Below are 19,919 nucleotides of genomic sequence, written 5' to 3' on the forward strand. Positions count from 1 at the left end.
GCGTGGGGTCGAGCGGGGACGATCTCCGGCCGCGGGTCGCGCGCGCGATGCTGTGGACCGCGCTCGCGCTGCTCTTCTGCATCCGGGCGTTCGACGCCGTCCGGCGCGGCGCGGACGCGGAGGCGCTGGCCCTGGCGGCGGCCTCCTACCCGCCGCTGGTCCTGCTGCTGGCCCGGCGCTTCCGGCCGGGCGTCCGCCACGCGCTGCTCGCGGCGCTGACCGCGCTGGCGCTCGCGCCGTTCGCGCTGGTCGGGACGGCGTGGGGCTGGCTGCCGTGGACGATCGGGGCCGGGGTGCTGGTCGCGCTCCCGCCCCGGACGGCCTGGCCGTCGCTCGGCGCCGTCCTGGTCGGCACGGCCGTCGTCGGCGCGCTGGCCGGGGAGCCGGTCGGCACCTGGGCCTGGCGGCCGCTCGCCCTGGCGACGGACGCGCTGATCGTGTTCAGCCTCCACACCCTCGGCGGCCTGGTGGCGGACCTGCACGCCACGCGGGACGGCCTGGCCCGGATCGAGACGTCCCGGGAGCGGCTGCGGCTGGACGCCGAGCTGCGCCGGACCGTCGGCGCGGACCTGCGGTCCATCGCCGGGCGGCTCGCGGCGGCGGCCGGGGCCGCGCCCGAGGAGGCCCGCGCCGACGTCCGCGCGGCGACGGAGACGGCCCGGCGGACGCTCGCGGAGGTCCGCTCGATCGCGGGCCGCGCCCCGGAGGCGCGCCGCCCGCCCCCGCCGGTCCGGTCGCCGGGGTTCGTCCGGGCGATCCTCGTCGCGGTCGTGCTCGTCCAGACGGCGCGGACGGCGGTCAACTTCTTCTTCGTCGCGGACGGCGATCCGCGCTGGTCGTACCTGCTCGTCCCGCTGCTGGCGTTGGCCGTGGCGCTGCTGTCGGCGCGGCCGTCGCGCGGGCGGCTCGCCGTGGTCGGCCTACTGCTGATACCGGTGGCGTGGCCGGGGAGCTACGCGGCGGGCGCATTGGCGATGATCAGCGATCTGTGGGGGCTGTTCGTCGGGGCGGCGCTGGCGTGGGTGCGGCCGCCGAGGTCGTGGCTGATCGCCGCCGCCGTGCTGGCCTTGCAGGTGGTGCTGTCCGTGACGCCGCCTCCGGCGTCGTCGATTCCGGACATCGCGGCGGGCCTGCTCTCGACCGTCATCCTCGCGTGGCTGTTCTACAGCCTGTCCCGGCTCGGCGACCTGGTCGTCCTGCTCGGACGGGCCCGGCACGAGCTGGCGGCGGCCGCCGTCGCCGCCGAGCGCGCCCGGATCGGCCGCGACCTGCACGACGTCCTCGGGTTCGGCCTGTCGGCGGTCGCGCTGCGCGGCGAGCTGGCGCTGCGGCTGCTGGACCGCGACCCGGCGCGCGCCGCCGGCGAGCTGGCCGCGCTCGTCCCGGTGCTGGACCGCGCGCACGCCGAGCTGGACTCGATCACCGGCGACCGGGTGCGCCTCGACCCGCGCCGGGAGGTGGACGCGGCGGTCGAGGTGCTGACCGCAGCGGGCATCGACGTCCGCGCGGAGGTCGCGGCCGGGCCGCTGCCGGACGGGACGGGCACCGCCGTGGCCGCCGTCCTCCGCGAGTGCGTCACCAACATCCTGCGGCACAGCCGCGCGCGCATCTGCGCCATCGCGGTGACCGGCGCGGACGGCGGCGTGCGGCTGCGCGTCGTCAACGACGGCGCGGACGGGCCGCCCCGCGCGCCGGGCGCCGGGGGCACCGGCCTGGCGAGCCTGGCCGCGCGCGCCGGGGGGCGGCTGTCGGCGGGGCCGCGGCCGGGCGGCGGGTTCGAGGTGGTGGCCGAGTTCCGGTCAGATCCACCCGGCCTCGGCGGCGATGCGGATGGCGTCGACCCGGTTGCGGGCGCCGAGCTTGCCGGCCGCTGACGTCAGGTAGTTGCGGACGGTCCCGTACGACAGGAACAGCCGTTCGGCGATCTCCAGCGGCTGCGCGCCGGTCGCGGACAGCCGCAGCACCTCGGTCTCGCGCTGGGTCAGCGGCGTCGGCGGGGCCAGCAGCGCCGCCGACGCCAGCGCGGGGTCGAGCACGGTGCCGCCCGCCGCGACCGTGCGGACCGCCGCCGCCAGCTCGTCCGGCCGGACGTCCTTGCGCACGAACCCCGCGACGCCCGCCTCCAGCGCCCGCCGCAGATGGCCGGGGCGGCTCAGCGCGGTGAGGATCAGCACGCGGCAGCCGGGCGCGCGCTCGGGGAGCAGCGCGGCGGCCGACAGCCCGTCCAGCTCGGGCAGGTCGATGTCGACGACCGCGACGTCGGGCCGGTGGCGCGCCGCCTCGGGGACGACGCGCGCGCCGGAGTCCACCTGCGCCACGACCTCGATGTCGTCCTCCAAGCCCAGCAGTTCGGCCAGGGCCTCGCGCAGGAGGTGCATGTCCTCCGCGATCAGGACACGGATCATGCGGACATCCTCCCAGCGGACGCGTGTGAAAAATGCACGGTCGGCCGGTGACGGCGGCACTGTCGCGGGCGCGGGGCGGATCGCCAGCATTGTCCGTACCGACCGTACGGCAAAGGAGAACCCGTTGATTTCCACGATCGTCCCGAGCGGCTACTTCGCCCCGCTGGAGAAGGCGCAGACCGGCCTCGGCGCCGACGACCAGCTCGCCTGCCTGAACCTGGTCGCGCGCTTCGAGTGGTGCTTCGACGCGCGCAACTTCGACGCGCTCGGCGAGATGCTCACCGACGACTTCGTCCTGGACCACGTCTGGGGATACCGGGAGGGCCGGGACGCGTCGATCGCACTGCTGCGCGAGAAGCTGCCCATCAACGACGGGCTGCGCCACGCCAGCCTCAACCCCACCGTGTACGCCGAGGACGACGGCACCGCGACGGCGCTGTCCTACCTGCTCGGCGTACTGGTGGGCGAGGACGCGGGCGGCCCGCAGCGGCCCATCATCGCGGGCGAGGGGATGCGGGTGGACCGGTTCCGCAAGGACGGCGGAATCTGGCGGATGACCGCCTGCACGGTCGACCAGATGTGGGTCCACAGCTCGTTCCCGATCCCGGACGACGAGCGGGCGCACTACCGGCTGGACGCGGCTTCCCGGCCCCGGATCTGACGCCGCGTCCCGCGTTGGACACGGCGCGCCGGGATCTGTTCTGCTCTACCGCATGGGTATCGGCTCACTACGGTTTCGGCTCGTCCTGTCCGCCGTCGTCGCGCTCGGCGGCTGCGGCGGCGGCTCCCCGGCCGCCGAGCGGGCGGTCCCCCGCGGCGCTCCGGGCGACGTCGCCGCGTCGTCGGTGGAACGGCAGCTCCGCCGACTGGAGCAGCGGCATCACGGACGCGTCGGCGCGTACGCGATCGACACCGGAACGGGCCGGGTGCTCGGCCACCGGTCGGACGAGCTGTTCCCGGTGCTGTCGACGTCCAAGGCGATGACGGCCGCGGCGGTGCTGCGGAAGGCGCGGCGGTCCGATCCGGGACTGCTGGACCGGGTCGTCCGCTATACGCGCGGCGATCTCGTCGCCAACTCGCCCGTCACCGAGAAGCACGTGGGCACCGGTATGACCGTCGCGGACCTGTGCGCGGCGGCGATCACCGTGAGCGACAACACGGCGGGCAACCTGCTGCTGCGGCAGATCGGCGGCCCTGCCGGGCTGACCGCGTTCTACCGGTCGCTCGGTGACCCGGTCAGTCGGCTCGACCGGTGGGAGACCGATCTCAACGTGTGGCGGCCGGGTGAGCGGCGGGACACCACCGCGCCGGCGGCGTACGCCCGCGACCTGCGCACGCTCACGCTCGGGACCGCGCTCGCGCCCGCCGACCGCGACCGCCTGACCGGCTGGATGAAGGCGACCACGACCGGCGGAGCGCGCATCCGGGCGGGGCTTCCGAAGGGCTGGACCGTCGCGGACAAGACCGGGACGGGGCCGGGCTACGGCACGACCAACGACGTCGCGGTCGCGTGGCCGCCGTCCGGAGCGCCGATCGTCCTGGTGATCCTCACCAACCGGCGAGCTGCGGACGGGGCCGCGGACGAGGCGACCGTCGCGGAGACGACCGCCGTTCTGGCACGCGGGCTCGGTGCGGCCGGGTAGGACCTCCGGGACCGCAGGTAACATGATCTTGAAGGGGAGGGGCGCCGATGGGGATCGCCGTGGAGCCGTTCGGGACGCTGCCGGACGGCACGGCCGTGGAACGGTACACGCTGGCGGACGAGACCGGGCTGACTGTCCGCGTCCTGACCTACGGGGCGATCGTGCAGGCGGTCGAGACGCCCGACCGCGCCGGGCGGACCGCGAACGTCGCGCTCGGCTTCGGGACGCTCGGCGAGTACGTCGAGCACAACGGCGGGCCGCACTTCGGCGGGCTCATCGGCCGGTACGCCAACCGCATCGGCGGGGCGCGGTTCTCGATCGACGACTCGCCGTACCGGCTGGCGGCCAACAACGGGCCGAACAACCTGCACGGCGGCCCGGACGGGTTCGACCGGCGGCTCTGGGCGGCCGAGCCGGACGGCGACGCGCTGCGGCTCCGGCTCGTCAGCCCGCACGGCGACCAGGGCTTTCCCGGACGGCTCGATACGACCGTCGTCTACACCGTGCGGGCGGGCGCGCTGACGATCGACCACCGCGCGATCACCGACCGCCCGACCGTCGTCAACCTGACCAGCCACACCTACCTCAACCTGGCCGGGGAGTCCGCGGGCGACGTGCGCGGCCACCTGGTGGAGGTCGCGGCGGCCCGCTACCTGCCGGTGGACGAGACGATGCTGCCGCTGCCGGGCGCGCCCGCGCCGGTCGCGGGCACGCCGTTCGACCTCGCCCGGCCCCGGCCGCTCGGGGAGGTCCTGGCAGCGGACGATCCGCAGCTCGTCCGCGCGGGCGGCCTCGACCACACGTTCGTGCTGGACGGCGCGTCCCCGGCGGTCCGGGTGACCGAGCCGGGCACGGGCCGCGTCCTGGAGCTGTCCACGACCGAGCCGGGCGTGCAGGTCTACACGGGCAACCATCTGGACGGGTCGCTCACCGGGACCGGCGGCCGGGCGTACGTCCGGTACGACGGGCTGGCGCTGGAGACCCAGCACTTCCCCGATTCCCCGAACCGGCCGGACTTCCCGACGGTTCTGCTGCGCGAGGACGGGGTTTACACGTCCTCCACGACGTACGCGTTCACCGTGGACTGACCGGCGGACCGGCCTGTCGCACACCGGGTGACCTGCGCTAACGTAAGCATTCGAACGCACGTTCGATCATGCTCTCAGGCGGGAGGACACCGTGGCGGAACCGGCGCGGACGCTCGCGGGGCCGCTGCCCGGCGCGGCTCCGCGCCCGGCCGTCCCGGTGCTGCCCGCGCTGCGGACGGTCGTCCCCGGCGGGCTGCGGCCGGGCTCGCTCGTCGGCGTGGCCGGGCATGGGTCCGGCTCGCTCGGGCTGGCGCTCGTCGCGGGCGTGTCCCGGCACGGCGGCCCCGACCGCGCGGGCGGCTGGTGCGCCGTCGTCGGGCTGCCGGAGTTCGGGGTCGTCGCGGCGGCGGGCATGGGGGCCGCGCCGGAGCGGCTGCTGCTCGTCGACGACCCCGGCGACCGGTGGGCCGACGTGGTCGCGGCGCTGACCGAGGCCGTCGACCTGGTCCTGCTGCGCCCGCCGGAGCGGCCCGGCGCGGCGGCGGCGCGGCGGCTGGCGGCGCTCGCGCGGCGGCACGGCTGCGTGCTGGCGCTCGCGGGCCCGCACGCGGCCGCGTGGCCGGGCGTCCGGCTGCGGCTGCGGGTGGCCGAGTCCCGGTGGGAGGGGCTCGGCGCGGGGCACGGCGTGCTGCGCGCCCGCCGCGCCCGGGTGACGGCCGAGGGGCGCGGCGGCGGCGCGTGGCTGTGGCTGCCGGGCCCGGCCGGGGAGGTCGCCCCGGCGGACGGCGGGCGGCCCCGGCTGGAGGTCGTCGCGTGACGGGCGGTCCGCGGGTACTGGTCGTGTGGTGCCCGGACTGGCCCGCGACGGCGGCCGGGATCGACGCCGCGACGGCCGGCGCGGTGGTCGCCCGGGGGCGGCTCGCCGCCTGCACGGCGGCGGCGCGGGCCGCGGGCGTGCGGCGCGGCCAGCGGGTCCGCGACGCGCAGCGCCGCTGCCCGGAACTGGTCGTCCAGGACCGCGACGAGGCCGCCGAGGGACGGCTGTTCGAGACCGTCGCGGCGGCCGTCGCCGCGCTGATCCCCCGGGTGGAGGTCGTGCGGCCGGGCGTGTGCGCGGTCCCGGCGCGCGGCCCGGCGCAGTTCTACGGCGGGGAGGAGGCGCTGCGCGTCCACGTGCAGGACGCCGTCGTCGAGGCCGGGTTCGACTGCGGCGCGGGCGTCGCCGACGGGCTGTTCGCGGCGGAGCTGGCGGCGCGGCAGGACGGCGGGGCGATCGTCCCGGCGGGCGGGTCGGCGCGGTTCCTGGCCCCCTATCCGCTGGCGGTGCTGGAGCGGCCCGAGCTGGCGGAGCTGCTGGCCCGGCTCGGCGTCCGGACGCTCGGGGACTTCGCGGCGCTGCCCGCCGCGAGCGTCGCGGACCGGTTCGGCGCGGACGGGGCGCGGGCGCACCGGCTGGCGCGCGGTATCGAACCGCGGCCGCTCGCGCCCGGCGCGGCCGCCGCCGACCGCGCGGCGCGGACCGCGTTCGACCCGCCCGCCGAGCGGGCCGAGCAGGTGGTGTTCGCCGCCCGGCGGCTGGCGGCGGAGCTGCACGCGGCGCTGGCGGCGGACGGCGTGACGTGCGCGCGGCTCGGCGTGGAGGTCGGGTTCGCCGACGGGCGGGTGCTGGAGCGGCTGTGGCGGCACGACGGGAACCTGTCGGCGACGGCGGTGGCCGAGCGCGTCCGCTGGCAGCTCGCGGCGTGGCGGCCCGAAGAAGGGGACGCCGACGCGGTGTGGGGCGGCGCGGCGTGGCTGGAGCTCGTCCCCGACCAGCTCGTCCCCGACACCGGTAGGCAGGACGGCCTGTGGGGGCGGGGCGCGGTGACCGACCGGGTCGCGCGCGCCGCCGACCGGGTGCAGGCGCTGCTCGGCCACGGCGGCGTCGCCCGGCCGGTGCTGGTGGCGGGCCGCGACCCGGGCGAGCGGGTGGTGCGGGTGCCGGTCGGGGACCTCGCGCCCACTGACCGGCCGGACGGGCCGTGGCCGGGCGGGGTGCCCGATCCCGCGCCCGCCGCCGTCCCGCCCGGCCCGCTGCCCGCCGAGGTGACCGACGACGCTGGCGCGCGGGTGGCGGTGTCGGCGCGGTGCGCGGTGTCGGCGCCGCCCGCGCGGCTCGCGGTCGGCGGCGGCCCGGCCGTGCGGATCGTCGCGTGGAACGGTCCGTGGCCGGTCGCGGAGCGCTGGTGGGACCCGCCGCGCGCCCGCCGCCGCGCCCGCTTCCAGCTCGCGACCGAGGACGGGCGCGCCTACCTGGCGTCGGTGGAGCACGGGAACTGGCAGGTCGAGGCGGTCTACGACTGAACTCCGGAAGGCCCACCGACGCTGACCTTCCCGACACCGCCCACCATCGGGGCGTTGCCCCTGATCCAGGTGCTTCGCCAGGCCAGTGGTGTCGAAACCGTTGTTTCGGCGTACCGTGGTCGCGCGGAACGGCGGTCGAGGTGAGGGAGGGCGGGGCATGGGCTGGTTCAACCCCGTCGTGCCCTGGAGTGAGCTGGAGCGGCGGCTGCGGTGGGGCGGCGGGGCGGTGGCTCCCGTGGAGGAGGCGCCGGTGCCCCGGCCGGAGCCGCCCGCGCCTGGGGATGTTGTGCCTTGGGCCGAGTTGCACTGTCATTCGTCGTTCAGTTTCTTGGACGGGGCCAGTGATCCCGATGCGCTCATCGCCGAGGCCGTGCGGCTCGGGGTCGAGGCCGTGGCCATCACCGACCATGACGGGATGTACGGGGCCGTGCGGTTCGCCGAGGCCGCGCGGGGGACGTCGGTGCGGACGCTGTTCGGGGCCGAGCTGACGCTGGACGATCCCGGGCCGCGTGCCGGGGAGCCCGATCCCGGCGGGCGGCACCTGCTCGTCCTGGCCCGCGATCCGGAGGGGTACGGGCGGCTGTGCGCGGCCATCACCGCCGCGCAGCTCGCGGGCGGTGAGAAGGGCCGCCCGGTCTACGACCTCGACGCGCTCGCGGACGCGCACGGCGGCCACTGGGCGGTGCTCACCGGCTGCCGCAAGGGACCGGTCCCCGCCGCGCTCGCGACCGGCGGGCCGGACGCCGCCGCGCGCGAGCTGGACGCGCTGATCGCCCGGTTCGGCCGCGACAACGTCTTCGTCGAGCTGACCGACCACGGCCTGCCCGGAGACGATCCCCGCAACGACGCGCTGGCCGCGCTGGCGGAGCGGGCGGGGGTCGGGCTCGTCGCGTCCAACAACGTGCATTTCGCCGCGCCCGGCCCGGACGCGCGGCTCGCCGAGGCCCTGGCCGCCGTCCGGGCCCGCCGCGCGCTGGACGACATGGTCGGCTGGCTGCCCGCGCACGGCGCCGCGCACGTGCGCGGCGGCGCGGAGATGGCGGCGCGGCTCGCCCGCTTCCCCGGCGTGCGGGAGCGGACGGTGGAGCTGGCCCGCGCGTGCGCGTTCGATTTCGGGGTGGTCGCGCCGAAGCTGCCGGACTGGCCCGTCCCGGACGGCCACACCGAGGCGTCGTGGCTGCGCGCCCTGGTCGCGGAGGGCGCGCGGCGGCGCTACGGGCCGCCCGAGAACGAGCGGGTCACCGGCGCGTACGCGCAGATCGCCCGCGAGCTGGACGTCATCGAGCAGCTCGGCTTCCCCGGCTACTTCCTGATCGTCCACGACATCGTGGCGTTCTGCGAAGACAACAAGATCCTGTGCCAGGGCCGCGGGTCGGCCGCGAACTCGGCGGTGTGCTACGCGCTCGGCATCACCGGCGTGGACGCCGTCCGGCACGGCCTGCTGTTCGAGCGCTTCCTGTCGCCGGGCCGCGACGGGCCGCCCGACATCGACCTGGACATCGAGCACCGGCGGCGCGAGAAGGTCATCCAGTACGTCTACGACAAGTACGGGCGTTCCTGCACCGCGCAGGTCGCGAACGTCATCGGGTACCGGCCGCGGATGGCCGTCCGGGACGCGGCCCGCGCGCTCGGCCACTCCCCCGGCCAGCAGGACGCCTGGTCGCGGACCGTCGACTCCCGCGACCCGGTCGGCACGGAGAACGCCGTGCCCGAACCGGTCATGGCGCTCGCGCGGCGGATGATGGGCCTCCCCCGCCACCTCGGCATCCACTCCGGCGGCATGGTCATCGCGGACCGCCCGGTCGGCGAGGTCTGCCCGATCGAGTGGGCGCGGATGGAGAACCGCAGCGTCCTGCAGTGGGACAAGGACGACTGCGCCGCCGCCGGGCTGGTGAAGTTCGACCTGCTCGGCCTCGGGATGCTCGCCGCGCTGCACGACGCGTTCGACCTCGTCGCCGAGCACCACGGCCCCCGCCTGGACCTGCAGTCGATCCCGCCGGACGACCCGCGCGTGTACGCGATGCTGTCGGACGCCGACACGGTCGGGGTGTTCCAGGTCGAGTCGCGCGCGCAGATGGCGACGCTCCCCCGGCTGCGGCCCCGCGAGTTCTACGACCTGGTCGTGCAGGTGTCGCTGATCCGGCCCGGCCCGATCCAGGGCGGGTCCGTCCACCCGTACCTGCGGCGGCGCAAGGGCCTGGAGCCGCCGACGTGCCCGCACCCGCTGATGGAGGGCGCGCTCGCGAGGACGCTCGGCGTCCCGCTGTTCCAGGAGCAGATGATGGAGCTGGCCATCGCCTGCGCCGGGTTCACCCCCGCCGAGGCCGACGAGCTGCGGCAGGCGATGGGCGCCAAGCGCGCGCCCGAGCGGGTGGAGCGGATGCGCGCGCGGCTGCTGTCGGGGATGGCCGAGCGCGGCATCACCGAGGACGTGGCCGAGGACGTCTACCAGAAGATCCTCGGGTTCACCGGCTACGGCTTCCCCGAGTCGCACGCGCAGAGCTTCGCGCACCTCGTCTACGCCAGCGCGTACGTGAAGCGGCACTATCCGGCGGCGTTCACGGCGGCGCTGCTGCGCAACCAGCCGATGGGCTTCTACAGTCCGCAGTCGCTGCTGGCGGACGTGCGGCGGCACGGCGTGACGGTCCGGGGCGTGGACGTCAACGCCAGCGCCGCGCACCCGACGCTGGAGGAGCCCGTCGCGCCGACCGTCCGGCACCCGCACGGCCCGGCGGAGCCGCAGCCCGCGCTGCGGCTCGGGCTGGCCGGGGTCCGGGGCCTGGGCGACGACCTCGCCGAGGCGGTCGCGGCGGGCCGCCCCTACGCGAGCCTGGAGGACCTGGCGCGGCGCGTCCCGCTGTCCGCGCCCGCGCTGGAGGCGCTGGCCGCCGCCGGGGCGTTCGGGTGCTTCGGCCTGGACCGCCGCGCCGCGCTGTGGGCGGCGGGCGCGCTCGCCGGGACGGGCCCGGACCGCCTCGACGGCGTGGTGCCCGGCGTCGAGGCCCCGCCGCTGCCCGCGATGACGCCGGTCGAGGAGACGCTGGCGGACCTGTGGGCGACGGGCGTGTCCGGCACGCACCCGGTGGCGCACGTCCGCGACGCGCTCGACGAGCTGGGCGCGCTGTCGTCGCGCGCTCTCGCGGACGTCTCCGGCGACCGCAACGTCGTGGTCGCGGGCCTGGTCACGCACCGGCAGCGGCCCCCGACCGCGAGCGGCGTGGTGTTCATCAGCCTGGAGGACGAGACCGGCATCGTGAACGTCGTCTGCCCGCCGCAGGTGTTCGAGCGGTTCCGCGCCCTCGCCGTCGACTCCCAGGCGCTGCTGGTGAACGGGCGGCTGGAGCGGGTGGACGGCGTGACGCACGTCCGCGCGACGCGGCTGCGGCGGCTCCCGGTCCCGGGCCGGAACAGGTCGCGCGACTTCCACTGAGCCCGCTGCGCGACGACCGCTCCGACCGGCACACTTGGAGATCTCTTTACTTTCGACGACCCGGCCGGTCCGGGCGGGAGGTCGACGCGGATGGACGGTTCCCCGGCCCGGCGGCCCGGCGACCCCGAGCGGGTCGGGCCGTACCGGATCGAGGCGCGCCTCGGCGAGGGCGGGATGGGCGCGGTGTACCTGGGCCGCGCGGCGGACGGGACGGCGGTGGCGGTGAAGGTCGTCCGGCCCGACCTGGCCGGGCATCCGGCGTTCCTCGCCCGGTTCCGCGACGAGGCCCGCAACGCCCGCCGCGTCGCGTCGTTCTGCACCGCGCAGGTGCTGGACCACGGCACGGACGGCCCGACCGCCTATCTGGCGACGGAGTTCATCGAGGGCCCGTCGCTGCAGCAGCAGCTCGACGCGGACGGGCCGCTGACGGCCGGGACGCTGCACGGCGTCGCGGTCGGCGTCGCGACGGCGCTCGTCGCGATCCACGCGGCGGGCCTGGTCCACCGCGACCTGAAACCCGGCAACGTGCTGCTGTCGCGCTCCGGCCCGCGCGTCATCGACTTCGGGATCGCGCGGGCGCTGGACGAGGCCGCCTCCCTCACCCGCACCGGGCAGCTCCTCGGCACGCCCGGCTTCCTCGCGCCCGAGCAGGTGTCCGGCGGGGAGATCACCCCGGCGACGGACGTGTTCGCGTGGGGCTGCCTGGTCGCGGTCTCCGCGAGCGGGCACAACCCGTTCGGCACCGGGCCGGTCCACGTGATGGCGGCGCGGGCGCTGCACGCCGAGCCGGACCTGTCGGCGCTCGCCGAACCGCTGGCCGGGCTCGTGCGGGCCGCGCTCGACAAGGACCCGGCGCGGCGGCCGACGGCGCGGGCGCTGCTGCTCGACCTCGTCGGGGCGGACGCGCCGGGCCCCGCCGCCGAGGCCGCCGCCCGCGCGGTCCCGCCGACGCTGGTCGCGCCGCCGGAGCAGCGGCGGACGGAGCCCGTGCCGGAACCCGTGCCGGGAATCGTGCCGGACACCGCGCCGATCGGGACCGGGCCGGTCGCGACCCTGCCGCCCGTGCCGGAACCCGTGCCGGGGCCGGACTACGCGCCGCCCGCGCGGCGGCGCGGCCGGTCGCGGGCGCTGCTGGCGGGCGGTGCCGCCGCCGTCGCCGCCGCGCTCACCGCCGTCGCGGTCGTCGTGCTGTGGCCGGACGGGAAGCCCGCCGCCGGGCCCGCCGCGTTCCCCCGCGACCCGCTGCTCGTCCGGATCGACACCGCGCCGGGCTGGCCGAAGCAGTGCCACGGCGACATCGGCCGCTACACGCCGGGCACCGCCGCGCCGGTGGTGCTCGTCGGCGGCCCGACCTGCGACGTCCTCCCGCAGTGGTCGCCCGACCGCCGCCGGATCGCGTTCACCCGGTCCCTCGGCCGCACGGTGGAGGCGTGGGTGGCGAACGCCGACGGGAGCGGCGCGCGCCTGGTCACCGACGCGCTCCCCGGGCTCGTCCGCGTCGCCTGGTCGCCGGACGGGAAGCGCATCGCCTACCCGGTGCGGACCGGCGGCGTACGGCAGTTCGAGGTCCGCGCGGTGGACGGCGGCGACCCGGCGCGGATCACCTCCGACGACGCCGACAAGGACGACCCGACCTGGTCCCGCCAGGGGCGGCTGGCGTTCTGGAGCAAGACGGGCGACGGCGTCCCGCGCGTCTACACGATGGACCCCGACTCACCCGGGAGCGCGTTCCAGCAGGTCACCCGCGACGACGTCCCGGCGGGCGACCCCGCCTGGTCGCCGGACGGGAAATCCCTCGCCTACACGCGCGGGAAGTCCCCGCACGGCCAGATCTGGGTGACGACCGCGAGCGGCGGGAACCCGCACCGCGTCACGACCGGCGACGTCAACGAGTCCGACCCGTGGTGGTCGCCGGACGGCCGCTGGCTCGTCTACGTGCGCGGCCCGTTCACCGACCCGGTCGTCCACGCCATCCGCCCGGACGGCACCGGCGACCGCGTCCTCACCCCGGCGGGGACGGTGATCGCGCACCCGAACTGGTGACCGTCACCCGGTGAGCGTGTCGAGGCGCCGCAGGATGACGCCCTCGCGCAGCGCCCACGGGCAGATCTCCAGTTCGCGGATCTCCAGCAGGTCCATCGCGGCGTCCGCGACGATCGCCCCGGCGGGGAGCTGCGGGACGCGCCGCTCGGAGACGCCGGGCAGCGCGGCCCGGTCGGCGGGGTCCAGCTCGGCGAGCTTGCCGGCCCACTCCACGAGGTCGTCGTGGCGCAGCACCCGCCGGACGAACGCGCCCTCCGACGACGGCGCGGCCCCGGCGATCCGGGCGAGCTGCTTGAACGTCTTGGACGTCGCGACCGCGTGGTCGGCGGGGCCGTACCGGGCGATCTCCCCGACGTGCCGGGCGATCTCGGCGCGGACGTGCTTGCGCAGCGCGCGGACCTCCTCGGGCGGCGGCGGGTCGGCGGAGAACCGGTCGCGGGTGAGGCGGTTGGCGCCGAGCGGCAGCGAGACGGCGACGTCAGGGTCCTCGTCCAGCCCGGACGCGATCTCCAGCGAGCCGCCGCCGATGTCGACGACGAGCAGCCGCCCCGACGACCAGCCGAACCAGCGGCGCACCGCGAGGAACGTCAGCTTGGCCTCGTCGGGCCCGGACAGGGCGGAGATGTCCACGCCGAACGAGGACCGGACGCGCTCCAGCACGTCCTCCCCGTTCACCGCGTCCCGAACGGCCGAGGTGGCGAACGCGACGAAGTCCTCGACGCCCTTGTCCTCGGCGATCTGCAGCGCCTCCCCGACGAACGACCGCAGCAGCTCCTCGCCCTGCGCCGACAGCCGGTCGCCGTCCTCCAGGTGCGCGGCGAGCCGCAGTTCGGCCTTGTGGGAGAACGCCGGGAGGGGCCGCGCGCCCCGGTGGGCGTCGACCACCAGGAGATGCACCGTGTTCGAGCCCACGTCCAGCACGCCGAGTCGCATGGGAGGACGCTACCGAACCGGTCTCGCCGTACGTTCCACGCCCGGGGTCTGCCCGGAGAACAGGACTGCAAAAGCGACGTTTGACCGAATTTCCAACGAACATCAGGTGACGTGGATCACTTCCCCGTTGGAGGAACGTACCAGCCGCGATCCGGCGATCCCGGCGCTTTGTCCGGACGAACCAACGGTGTGGCGGCCGTAACAAGCGCGAAAAAGACCTGGCATCCGGCGGCAACCTGCCGTCCCTACGTTCTGCGCAAGCCGGTCGCTCCCCTTCGGGATCAAAGCGTCCGCGACCGGCAGCGGAACGGAGATCGGAGACCCATGAGCCACCTCGACCGCCGCACGCTCCTCGTCCGCGGCCTGCAGGCCGGCGGGCTGATGCTGGCCGGGCCGCTGCTGGCGGCCTGCGGCGACGACGACCCGGCGGGCGGGTCGGGCCACGGCTCGCTCGGCCTCCGGCTGGCCTGGATCAGGAACGTCGAGTTCGCCGGGGAGTACCTGGCCGACAGCCGCGGCTACTTCAAGGCCGAGGGATTCGGCAAGGTGGACCTGATCACCGGCGGTCCGAACGCGACCCCGGCGGAGACCGACGTGGTGACGGGCAAGGCGTTCGCGGGGCTCAGCTCCCCCGACCGCGTCGGCGCGGCGATCATGCAGGGCGCGCCCCTCAAGATCGTCGCGACGCAGTACCAGAAGAACCCGTTCGCGATCACGTCGATGGCCGCCAAGCCCATCAGGACGCCGCAGGACCTCGTCGGCAAGAAGATCGGCGTCCAAGCCACCAACGAGGCGGTCTGGGAGGCGTTCCTCAAGGCCGTCAAGATCGACCCGAAGCAGGTCACGAAGGTCCCCGTCCAGTTCGACCCGCTGCCGCTGACGACCGGCACCGTGGACGGCTGGATGAGCTACGTGACCAACGAGCCGAACGTTCTCAAGCTCAAGGGCTTCAAGACGCACGTGATGATGCTGGCCGACCACGACTACCCGCTCGTCGGCGAGTCCTACCTGGTCACGACCGAGTCGATCAAGAAGGAACGGGCCAAGATCAAGGCGATGCTGCGCGCCGAGATCAAGGGCTGGAAGGACAGCATCAAGGACCCGGCGGCGGGCGCGAAACTCGCCGTCGAAACCTATGGCAAGGGGCTCGGGCTGGAGATCAAGGAGCAGACGCTCGAATCCCAGACCCAGAACGGGCTCATCCTCACCGACGAGACCAAGAAGAACGGCATCTTCACGATGTCGCGGCAGCTCGTGGACGCGAACATCGCGACGCTCAAGTACGCCGGGGTCAACGTCACGGCCGACCAGCTCTTCGACCTGTCGATCATCGACGAGATCTACAAGGAGGACCCGTCCCTTGTCTGACGTCACCTCCGTTCCCGCCCCCGCCGAAACCGGGACGGCCGAGCCCGGCGACGGCATCCGCCTCTCCGGACTGCGCAAGGAGTTCCGGCTCGGCCGCCGCACCGTCACCGCCGTGGACGGCGTGGACCTGCGCACGCCGCGCGGCTCGTTCCTGTCGGTGCTCGGACCGTCCGGCTGCGGCAAGTCGACGGTGCTGCGCGTCCTGGCCGGGCTGGAGTCCCCGACCGGCGGCGAGGCGCTGCTGCACGGCGAGTCGCCCGAGGTCGCGCGGCGCGGCCACCACATCGGCATCGCGTTCCAGGACTCGGCGCTGCTGCCGTGGCGGTCGGTGACCGCGAACGTGCGGCTGCCGCTGGAGGTCGCCGGGATCAGGCCGTCCGAAGGGCAGATCCAGGACCTGATCAAGCTGGTCGGGCTGGAGGGGTTCGAGAAGGCGCGGCCCGCGCAGCTCTCCGGCGGCATGCGGCAGCGCGTCGCCATCGCCCGCTCCCTGGTCGTGGAGCCGCGCGTACTGCTGCTGGACGAGCCGTTCGGCGCGCTGGACGACCTCACCCGCCAGCGCCTCAACCTCGAACTCCAGCGCGTCTGGACCGAGCGCGCCACGACGACGCTGATGGTCACGCACGGGATCGCCGAGGCGGTGTTCCTGTCGGACGTCGTCGCGGTGATGAGCGCGCGGCCCGGGCGCGTCCTGGCGATGGTCGAGATCGACCTGCCGCGCCCCCGGACGCCGGAGATGATGCGCACGCCCGAGTTCCACGCGCTGCAGGACCGGCTCTCGGAGATGCTGTTCGGCGACGGCGGGGACCGGTCGTGACCGCCGTCGCCGCCCGGCGCGCCACCGTGCCCGGCTGGGCCGGACCCGCGGCCGGGATCGTCGCCGTCCTCGCGGTCTGGGAGCTGCTGGCCGTCACCGTGTTCTCCGGCGGGCACGCCGTCCCGACACCGCAGGGGGTGGTGCGGACGCTCGCCGCCGACGGCTGGTCGTTCTACGGGCCGCACCTGCGCGGGACGGGGAGCGAGGCGCTGCGCGGGTTCCTGTGGGGCAACGCGCTGGCGATCGGGATGGCGCTGCTGGTCGTGCTCGTCCCGCCGCTGGAGCGGGTCGTCACGCAGCTCGCCGTCGCGAGCTACTGCCTGCCGATCATCGCGGTCGGGCCGATCCTGACGGTGGTGTTCGACGGCGACACCCCGATGGTCGCGCTGTCGGCGCTGTCGGTGGTGTTCACGACGCTGATCGGGGTGCTCGCGGGGCTGCGCGCCGCCGACCGGGCCAGCGTGGACCTCGTCCGCGCGTACGGCGGCGGGCGCTGGGCGGTGCTGCGCCGGGTGCGGCTGGCGGCGGCGCTGCCCGCCGCGTTCACCGCGCTGAAGATCGCCGCCCCGGCGGCGGTGCTCGGCGCGATCATCGGCGAGTTCATGGGCCGCGTCCCGGCGGGGCTCGGGCTGGCGATGATCGTCGCGCAGCAGCAGCTCAACGTGGAGCGGACGTGGGGCGTCGCGCTCGTCGCGGGCGCGCTCGCCGGCCTGTCGTACGCGGCCATCGCGCTCGTCGGGCGGCTCGTCGCGCCGTGGGCGCCGCGCGGGGAGGCGGGCCGATGACCGCCGCCGCGCTCGGCCCGGCCGCGCGGCGGCTCGGCGCGACGCTGCTGTCGCTGGCGCTGTCCCTCGCGCTGATCGCGATCGGGTGGACGGCGTTCCTCAAGGCGCTGGACGTCAACCCGCTCGTCGCCAAGAGCCCGGCGGACGTGTGGCGCTACCTGATGTCGGGCCCCGAGGCGGGCGCGCACCGCGACCTGGTCGGGGACGGCCTGCGCGTCACGCTGCGCGACGCGGGCGCGGGCCTGGTCGCCGGGCTCGCCGCCGCGGCCGTCGTCGCGGTCGCGTTCGTGCTGTGGCGGACGGCCGAGCGGTCGTTCATGCCGATCGCGATGGTCGTCCGGTCGGTGCCGCTGGTCGCGATGACGCCCGTCATCACGCTCATCTTCGGCCGGGACCTGCTCGCCACGACCGTCATCAGCGGGATCGTCGTTTTCTTCCCGGCGCTGGTGAACCTGGTGTTCGGGCTGCGGTCGTCGTCCGCGCAGGCCGCCGACCTGGTCCGCGCCTACGGCGGCGGGCCGTGGACGACGATGCGCAAGGTCATGGTCCCGAGCGCGCTGCCCGCGTTCTTCGCGTCCGCGCGGATCGCCGCGCCCGGCTCGCTGATCGGGGCGCTGCTCGCCGAATGGCTCGCCACCGGCAAGGGCCTCGGCTACGCGATGCTCACCTCCGGCAGCACCTTCAAGTACGACGAACTGTGGGCGAGCGTCGTCGCGGTGACACTGGCCTCACTCGCGGTCTACGCGCTGATCGGCGTACTGGAAGCGGTCGTCCTGGCCCGCTACGCCCCCCGCGACCACTGACCCGGCTACCGTGGTCGGGTGGTCGAGGGGGTCGAGAGTTGGCGGGTGCCGCGTGCGCACGTCGCGGGGAAGGCGGCGGGGGCGCTCGTGCTGGTCGTCGTCGCCGCGTTCGCCCGCGACGCGGCGGGCGTGCTGCTGGCGGGCGTCGCGGCGGCGGCGGTCGCGGGGATCGCGCTGCGGGACGTGCTGGTCCCGGTGCGGCTCGCCGCCGACGACGGCGGCGTGACGGTCGTCGCGGGCCTGGCCGGGCGACGGCGGCTGGCGTGGGGCGAGATCGAGGAGATCCGCGTGGACGAGCGGCGGCGCGGGCTCGTCCGCAGCCGCCTGCTGGAGATCCGCGCCGACGACGACCTGCACCTGCTGAGCGCGTTCGACCTCGGCTCGGACGTCGCGACCGCCGCCGACGCGCTGACGCGCCGGTGGCGGGCTCAGACCGGCAGCTCGTCGGACGCCGCCGGGTAGGACGGCTGCGCGCCGCGCGTCCGCACCGCCGCCGCGCCGACCCGCACCGCGTACCGGGCGGCGTCCGCGACCGTGTCGCCGCGCGCCAGCCGCAGGCACAGCGCGCCGGTGAACGCGTCGCCCGCGCCCGTGGTGTCGACGGCGGGGACGTGCGGCGCGGGCACGTGCGCGGTCGCGCCGCCCGTCGCGGCGTCGGCGACCAGCGCCCCGTCCGCGCCGAGCGTGACGACGGCGGCGCGCGGGCCGAGCGCGAGCAGCGCGGCCGGGTCGCGGGCGGCCTCGGCGGACCGGCCGGGCAGCAGGAACGCCGCCTCGTGCTCGTTGACGACCAGCACGTCGCACAGCCCGAGCAGCGGCGCGGGCGGCTCGGCGGCGGGCGACAGGTTCAGCACGGTCCGCGCCCCGCCCTCGTCGGCGGTGCGGGCGGCGGCCAGGACGACGTCGACCGGGATCTCCATCTGCAGCGACACGACCCGCGCGGCGGCGAGCAGCGCGGGGTCCACGTCTGCGGGGGTGAGCAGGGCGTTGGCGCCGGGCGCGACGACGATGCTGTTCTCCCCGTCCGGGGCGACGGTGATGAGCGCGACGCCGGTCGGCGCGGCCGTGGTCCGCAGCGCGGCGGCGTCGACGCCCGCGGCGGCGAGGGCGTCGCGCAGCAGCGCCGCGTGCCCGTCGTCGCCGACCCGGCCGAGCAGCGCGACGCGCCCGCCGAGCCGGGCCGCCGCGACGGCCTGGTTGGCGCCCTTGCCGCCGGGGTGGGCGGCCAGCTCGGAGCCGAGCACGGTCTCCCCCGGGCCGGGCCGCCGGGCGACCCGCACCACCAGGTCGGCGTTGGCGGAGCCGACCACCACGACGTCGTGCCCGCCCGTACCGTCCGTCACAAGCGCCTCCCTTGGGCCGGTTCCGGGGCGCATCGTCTCACCCGGGCGACAGCTCCGAAAGGTCGACGACGCCGGACAGGTCGGCGGACAGGTCGGCGGCCGACGCGTAGTAGCCGCGGCCGAGCAGCGCGCCGCCCGCCGTGGCCAGCAGCGCGTCGCGGGCGTCGGCCGGGACTCCGGCGAACGACGCCCACACCCGGTGCGCCCCCGTCAGCCGGACCTGGGCGACGGCGACGCCCCGGGGACCGGTCCAGCGCGCGGCGTCCATGATTCCGACCTTACGCTCGGTGACGGGACGGCCGCCGTCCGGGGCCGTCAGGGCGCGAGGCGGCGCGCCGTGGCGGACACGGCGAGGAACAGTTCCGTGCAGTCGTCCAGCAGCCGTTCGCGGGAGGACGAGTCCGGGTCCTGGAGCCACGCGGAGATCGTCTCGGCGACGCCGCCGACGAGGAACCGGGCGACCAGGTCGCGCTGCCGGGCGGTGACGGCCGCGCCGAAGCCGTCGCGGGACCGGTCCGCCACCAGGTCCGCGATGCGCCGCGCGGCGGTGAGGCGGCGGCGGGAGAGCGCCGGGCTGGCGAGCGGGACCGTCAGCACGACGCGGCCCTTGCGCGGGTCGTCCCCGACGAGGTCGATGACGCTGCCGAGGGCGGCGCGGACGCGGCCGCGCGGGTCGGCGGGCGCGGCGGCGAGGGCGGCCTGGCCGCGCTCGATCAGCTCGGCGACGACCGCGTCGAACACCGCGACGGTGAGCGCGTCGAGATCGGGGAAGCTCTCGTAGAAGTACCGGGGCGTGAGCCGGGCGGCCTCGCAGACCTTGCGGACGGACGCCGCCTGCGGCCCGCCGGTGCCGAGCAGGTCGAGCCCGGCCGCCACCAGGCGGGCGCGCCGGTCGGCGGCGCGGGCGGCGGCGTCCTGTCCGGCGTACGTGCGCGACGAGGCGGTGCCCATGACCCCATCTTGACACACGCGTTTCCT

18 protein-coding genes are annotated in these 19,919 nt (G+C 76.1%); 13 read left to right on the forward strand and 5 right to left on the reverse strand.

The features are described 5' to 3' along the window. Window positions 1-2 precede the first annotated feature (2 nt). A complete protein-coding gene (locus G339_RS37145; RefSeq protein WP_019634168.1) occupies window positions 3-1,874 on the forward strand; it encodes a sensor histidine kinase in 1,872 nt (623 codons plus the stop codon). Here the strand turns inward: G339_RS37145 and G339_RS0126905 are convergent. Continuing rightward, window positions 1,800-2,405 carry a response regulator transcription factor gene (locus tag G339_RS0126905; RefSeq protein WP_019634169.1) on the reverse strand — a complete coding sequence of 202 codons (606 nt, stop codon included), beginning with the start codon at window positions 2,403-2,405 and terminating at the stop codon, window positions 1,800-1,802. The genes G339_RS37145 and G339_RS0126905 overlap by 75 nt on opposite strands. A gap of 124 nt (window positions 2,406-2,529) precedes the next feature. Here G339_RS0126905 and G339_RS0126910 point away from each other — a divergent pair, with 124 nt between their 5' ends. The 7 genes from G339_RS0126910 to G339_RS0126940 all read left to right on the forward strand — a co-directional run bounded on the left by G339_RS0126910 (window position 2,530) and on the right by G339_RS0126940 (window position 12,892). Then, on the forward strand, window positions 2,530-3,066 hold the full coding sequence (locus G339_RS0126910) for a nuclear transport factor 2 family protein (protein ID WP_019634170.1): 537 nt from the start codon (window positions 2,530-2,532) through the stop codon (window positions 3,064-3,066). A gap of 52 nt (window positions 3,067-3,118) precedes the next feature. Further along, on the forward strand, window positions 3,119-4,048 hold the full coding sequence (gene bla / locus G339_RS0126915) for a class A beta-lactamase (protein ID WP_019634171.1): 930 nt from the start codon (window positions 3,119-3,121) through the stop codon (window positions 4,046-4,048). Window positions 4,049-4,095: 47 nt separating this feature from the next. Next, on the forward strand, window positions 4,096-5,136 hold the full coding sequence (locus tag G339_RS0126920) for an aldose epimerase family protein (protein WP_019634172.1): 1,041 nt from the start codon (window positions 4,096-4,098) through the stop codon (window positions 5,134-5,136). 91 nt (window positions 5,137-5,227) lie between these two features. Continuing rightward, complete coding sequence (locus G339_RS0126925) at window positions 5,228-5,893, forward strand: hypothetical protein (RefSeq protein ID WP_019634173.1); 666 nt, start codon at window positions 5,228-5,230, stop codon at window positions 5,891-5,893. Then, window positions 5,890-7,419, forward strand: a complete 1,530-nt coding sequence (locus tag G339_RS0126930; RefSeq protein ID WP_019634174.1) for a DNA polymerase Y family protein — start codon at window positions 5,890-5,892, stop codon at window positions 7,417-7,419. Before G339_RS0126925 ends, G339_RS0126930 begins: the two co-directional genes overlap by 4 nt. A gap of 157 nt (window positions 7,420-7,576) precedes the next feature. Continuing rightward, complete coding sequence (locus G339_RS0126935) at window positions 7,577-10,849, forward strand: error-prone DNA polymerase (protein WP_026341808.1); 3,273 nt, start codon at window positions 7,577-7,579, stop codon at window positions 10,847-10,849. A gap of 90 nt (window positions 10,850-10,939) precedes the next feature. After that, the gene (locus G339_RS0126940) at window positions 10,940-12,892 is read left to right on the forward strand and encodes a protein kinase domain-containing protein (RefSeq protein ID WP_019634176.1); all 1,953 of its coding nucleotides are present in this window, start codon (window positions 10,940-10,942) and stop codon (window positions 12,890-12,892) included. 3 nt (window positions 12,893-12,895) lie between these two features. On the opposite strand, the gene G339_RS0126945 is transcribed toward G339_RS0126940, so the two are convergent. Next, on the reverse strand, window positions 12,896-13,825 hold the full coding sequence (locus G339_RS0126945) for a Ppx/GppA family phosphatase (protein WP_019634177.1): 930 nt from the start codon (window positions 13,823-13,825) through the stop codon (window positions 12,896-12,898). Window positions 13,826-14,149: 324 nt separating this feature from the next. Here G339_RS0126945 and G339_RS0126950 point away from each other — a divergent pair, with 324 nt between their 5' ends. Genes G339_RS0126950 through G339_RS35430 form a run of 5 tightly spaced genes read left to right on the forward strand, consistent with a single transcriptional unit; the run spans window position 14,150 to window position 18,060 of the window. Next, window positions 14,150-15,193 carry an ABC transporter substrate-binding protein gene (locus G339_RS0126950; protein ID WP_019634178.1) on the forward strand — a complete coding sequence of 348 codons (1,044 nt, stop codon included), beginning with the start codon at window positions 14,150-14,152 and terminating at the stop codon, window positions 15,191-15,193. Beyond that, a complete protein-coding gene (locus tag G339_RS0126955) occupies window positions 15,186-16,010 on the forward strand; it encodes an ABC transporter ATP-binding protein (RefSeq protein WP_019634179.1) in 825 nt (274 codons plus the stop codon). The genes G339_RS0126950 and G339_RS0126955 overlap by 8 nt, the downstream gene beginning before the upstream one ends. Beyond that, on the forward strand, window positions 16,007-16,795 hold the full coding sequence (locus tag G339_RS0126960; RefSeq protein WP_019634180.1) for an ABC transporter permease: 789 nt from the start codon (window positions 16,007-16,009) through the stop codon (window positions 16,793-16,795). Before G339_RS0126955 ends, G339_RS0126960 begins: the two co-directional genes overlap by 4 nt. Next, window positions 16,792-17,598, forward strand: coding sequence for an ABC transporter permease (locus tag G339_RS0126965; RefSeq protein ID WP_169514788.1), 807 nt, complete (start codon window positions 16,792-16,794; stop codon window positions 17,596-17,598). The genes G339_RS0126960 and G339_RS0126965 overlap by 4 nt, the downstream gene beginning before the upstream one ends. A gap of 18 nt (window positions 17,599-17,616) precedes the next feature. Next, the gene (locus tag G339_RS35430) at window positions 17,617-18,060 is read left to right on the forward strand and encodes a PH domain-containing protein (protein WP_033324437.1); all 444 of its coding nucleotides are present in this window, start codon (window positions 17,617-17,619) and stop codon (window positions 18,058-18,060) included. On the opposite strand, the gene G339_RS0126975 is transcribed toward G339_RS35430, so the two are convergent. Genes G339_RS0126975 through G339_RS0126985 form a run of 3 tightly spaced genes read right to left on the reverse strand, consistent with a single transcriptional unit; the run spans window position 18,027 to window position 19,892 of the window. Continuing rightward, window positions 18,027-18,941 carry a ribokinase gene (locus G339_RS0126975; RefSeq protein WP_019634183.1) on the reverse strand — a complete coding sequence of 305 codons (915 nt, stop codon included), beginning with the start codon at window positions 18,939-18,941 and terminating at the stop codon, window positions 18,027-18,029. The genes G339_RS35430 and G339_RS0126975 overlap by 34 nt on opposite strands. A 37-nt stretch (window positions 18,942-18,978) precedes the next feature. Then, a complete protein-coding gene (locus tag G339_RS0126980) occupies window positions 18,979-19,209 on the reverse strand; it encodes a hypothetical protein (protein ID WP_019634184.1) in 231 nt (76 codons plus the stop codon). Between the two features lie 47 nt (window positions 19,210-19,256). Then, the gene (locus G339_RS0126985) at window positions 19,257-19,892 is read right to left on the reverse strand and encodes a TetR/AcrR family transcriptional regulator (RefSeq protein ID WP_019634185.1); all 636 of its coding nucleotides are present in this window, start codon (window positions 19,890-19,892) and stop codon (window positions 19,257-19,259) included. Window positions 19,893-19,919: the final 27 nt, after the last annotated feature.

This window comes from Actinomadura atramentaria DSM 43919 (assembly GCF_000381885.1).
Lineage (GTDB): Bacteria > Actinomycetota > Actinomycetes > Streptosporangiales > Streptosporangiaceae > Spirillospora > Spirillospora atramentaria.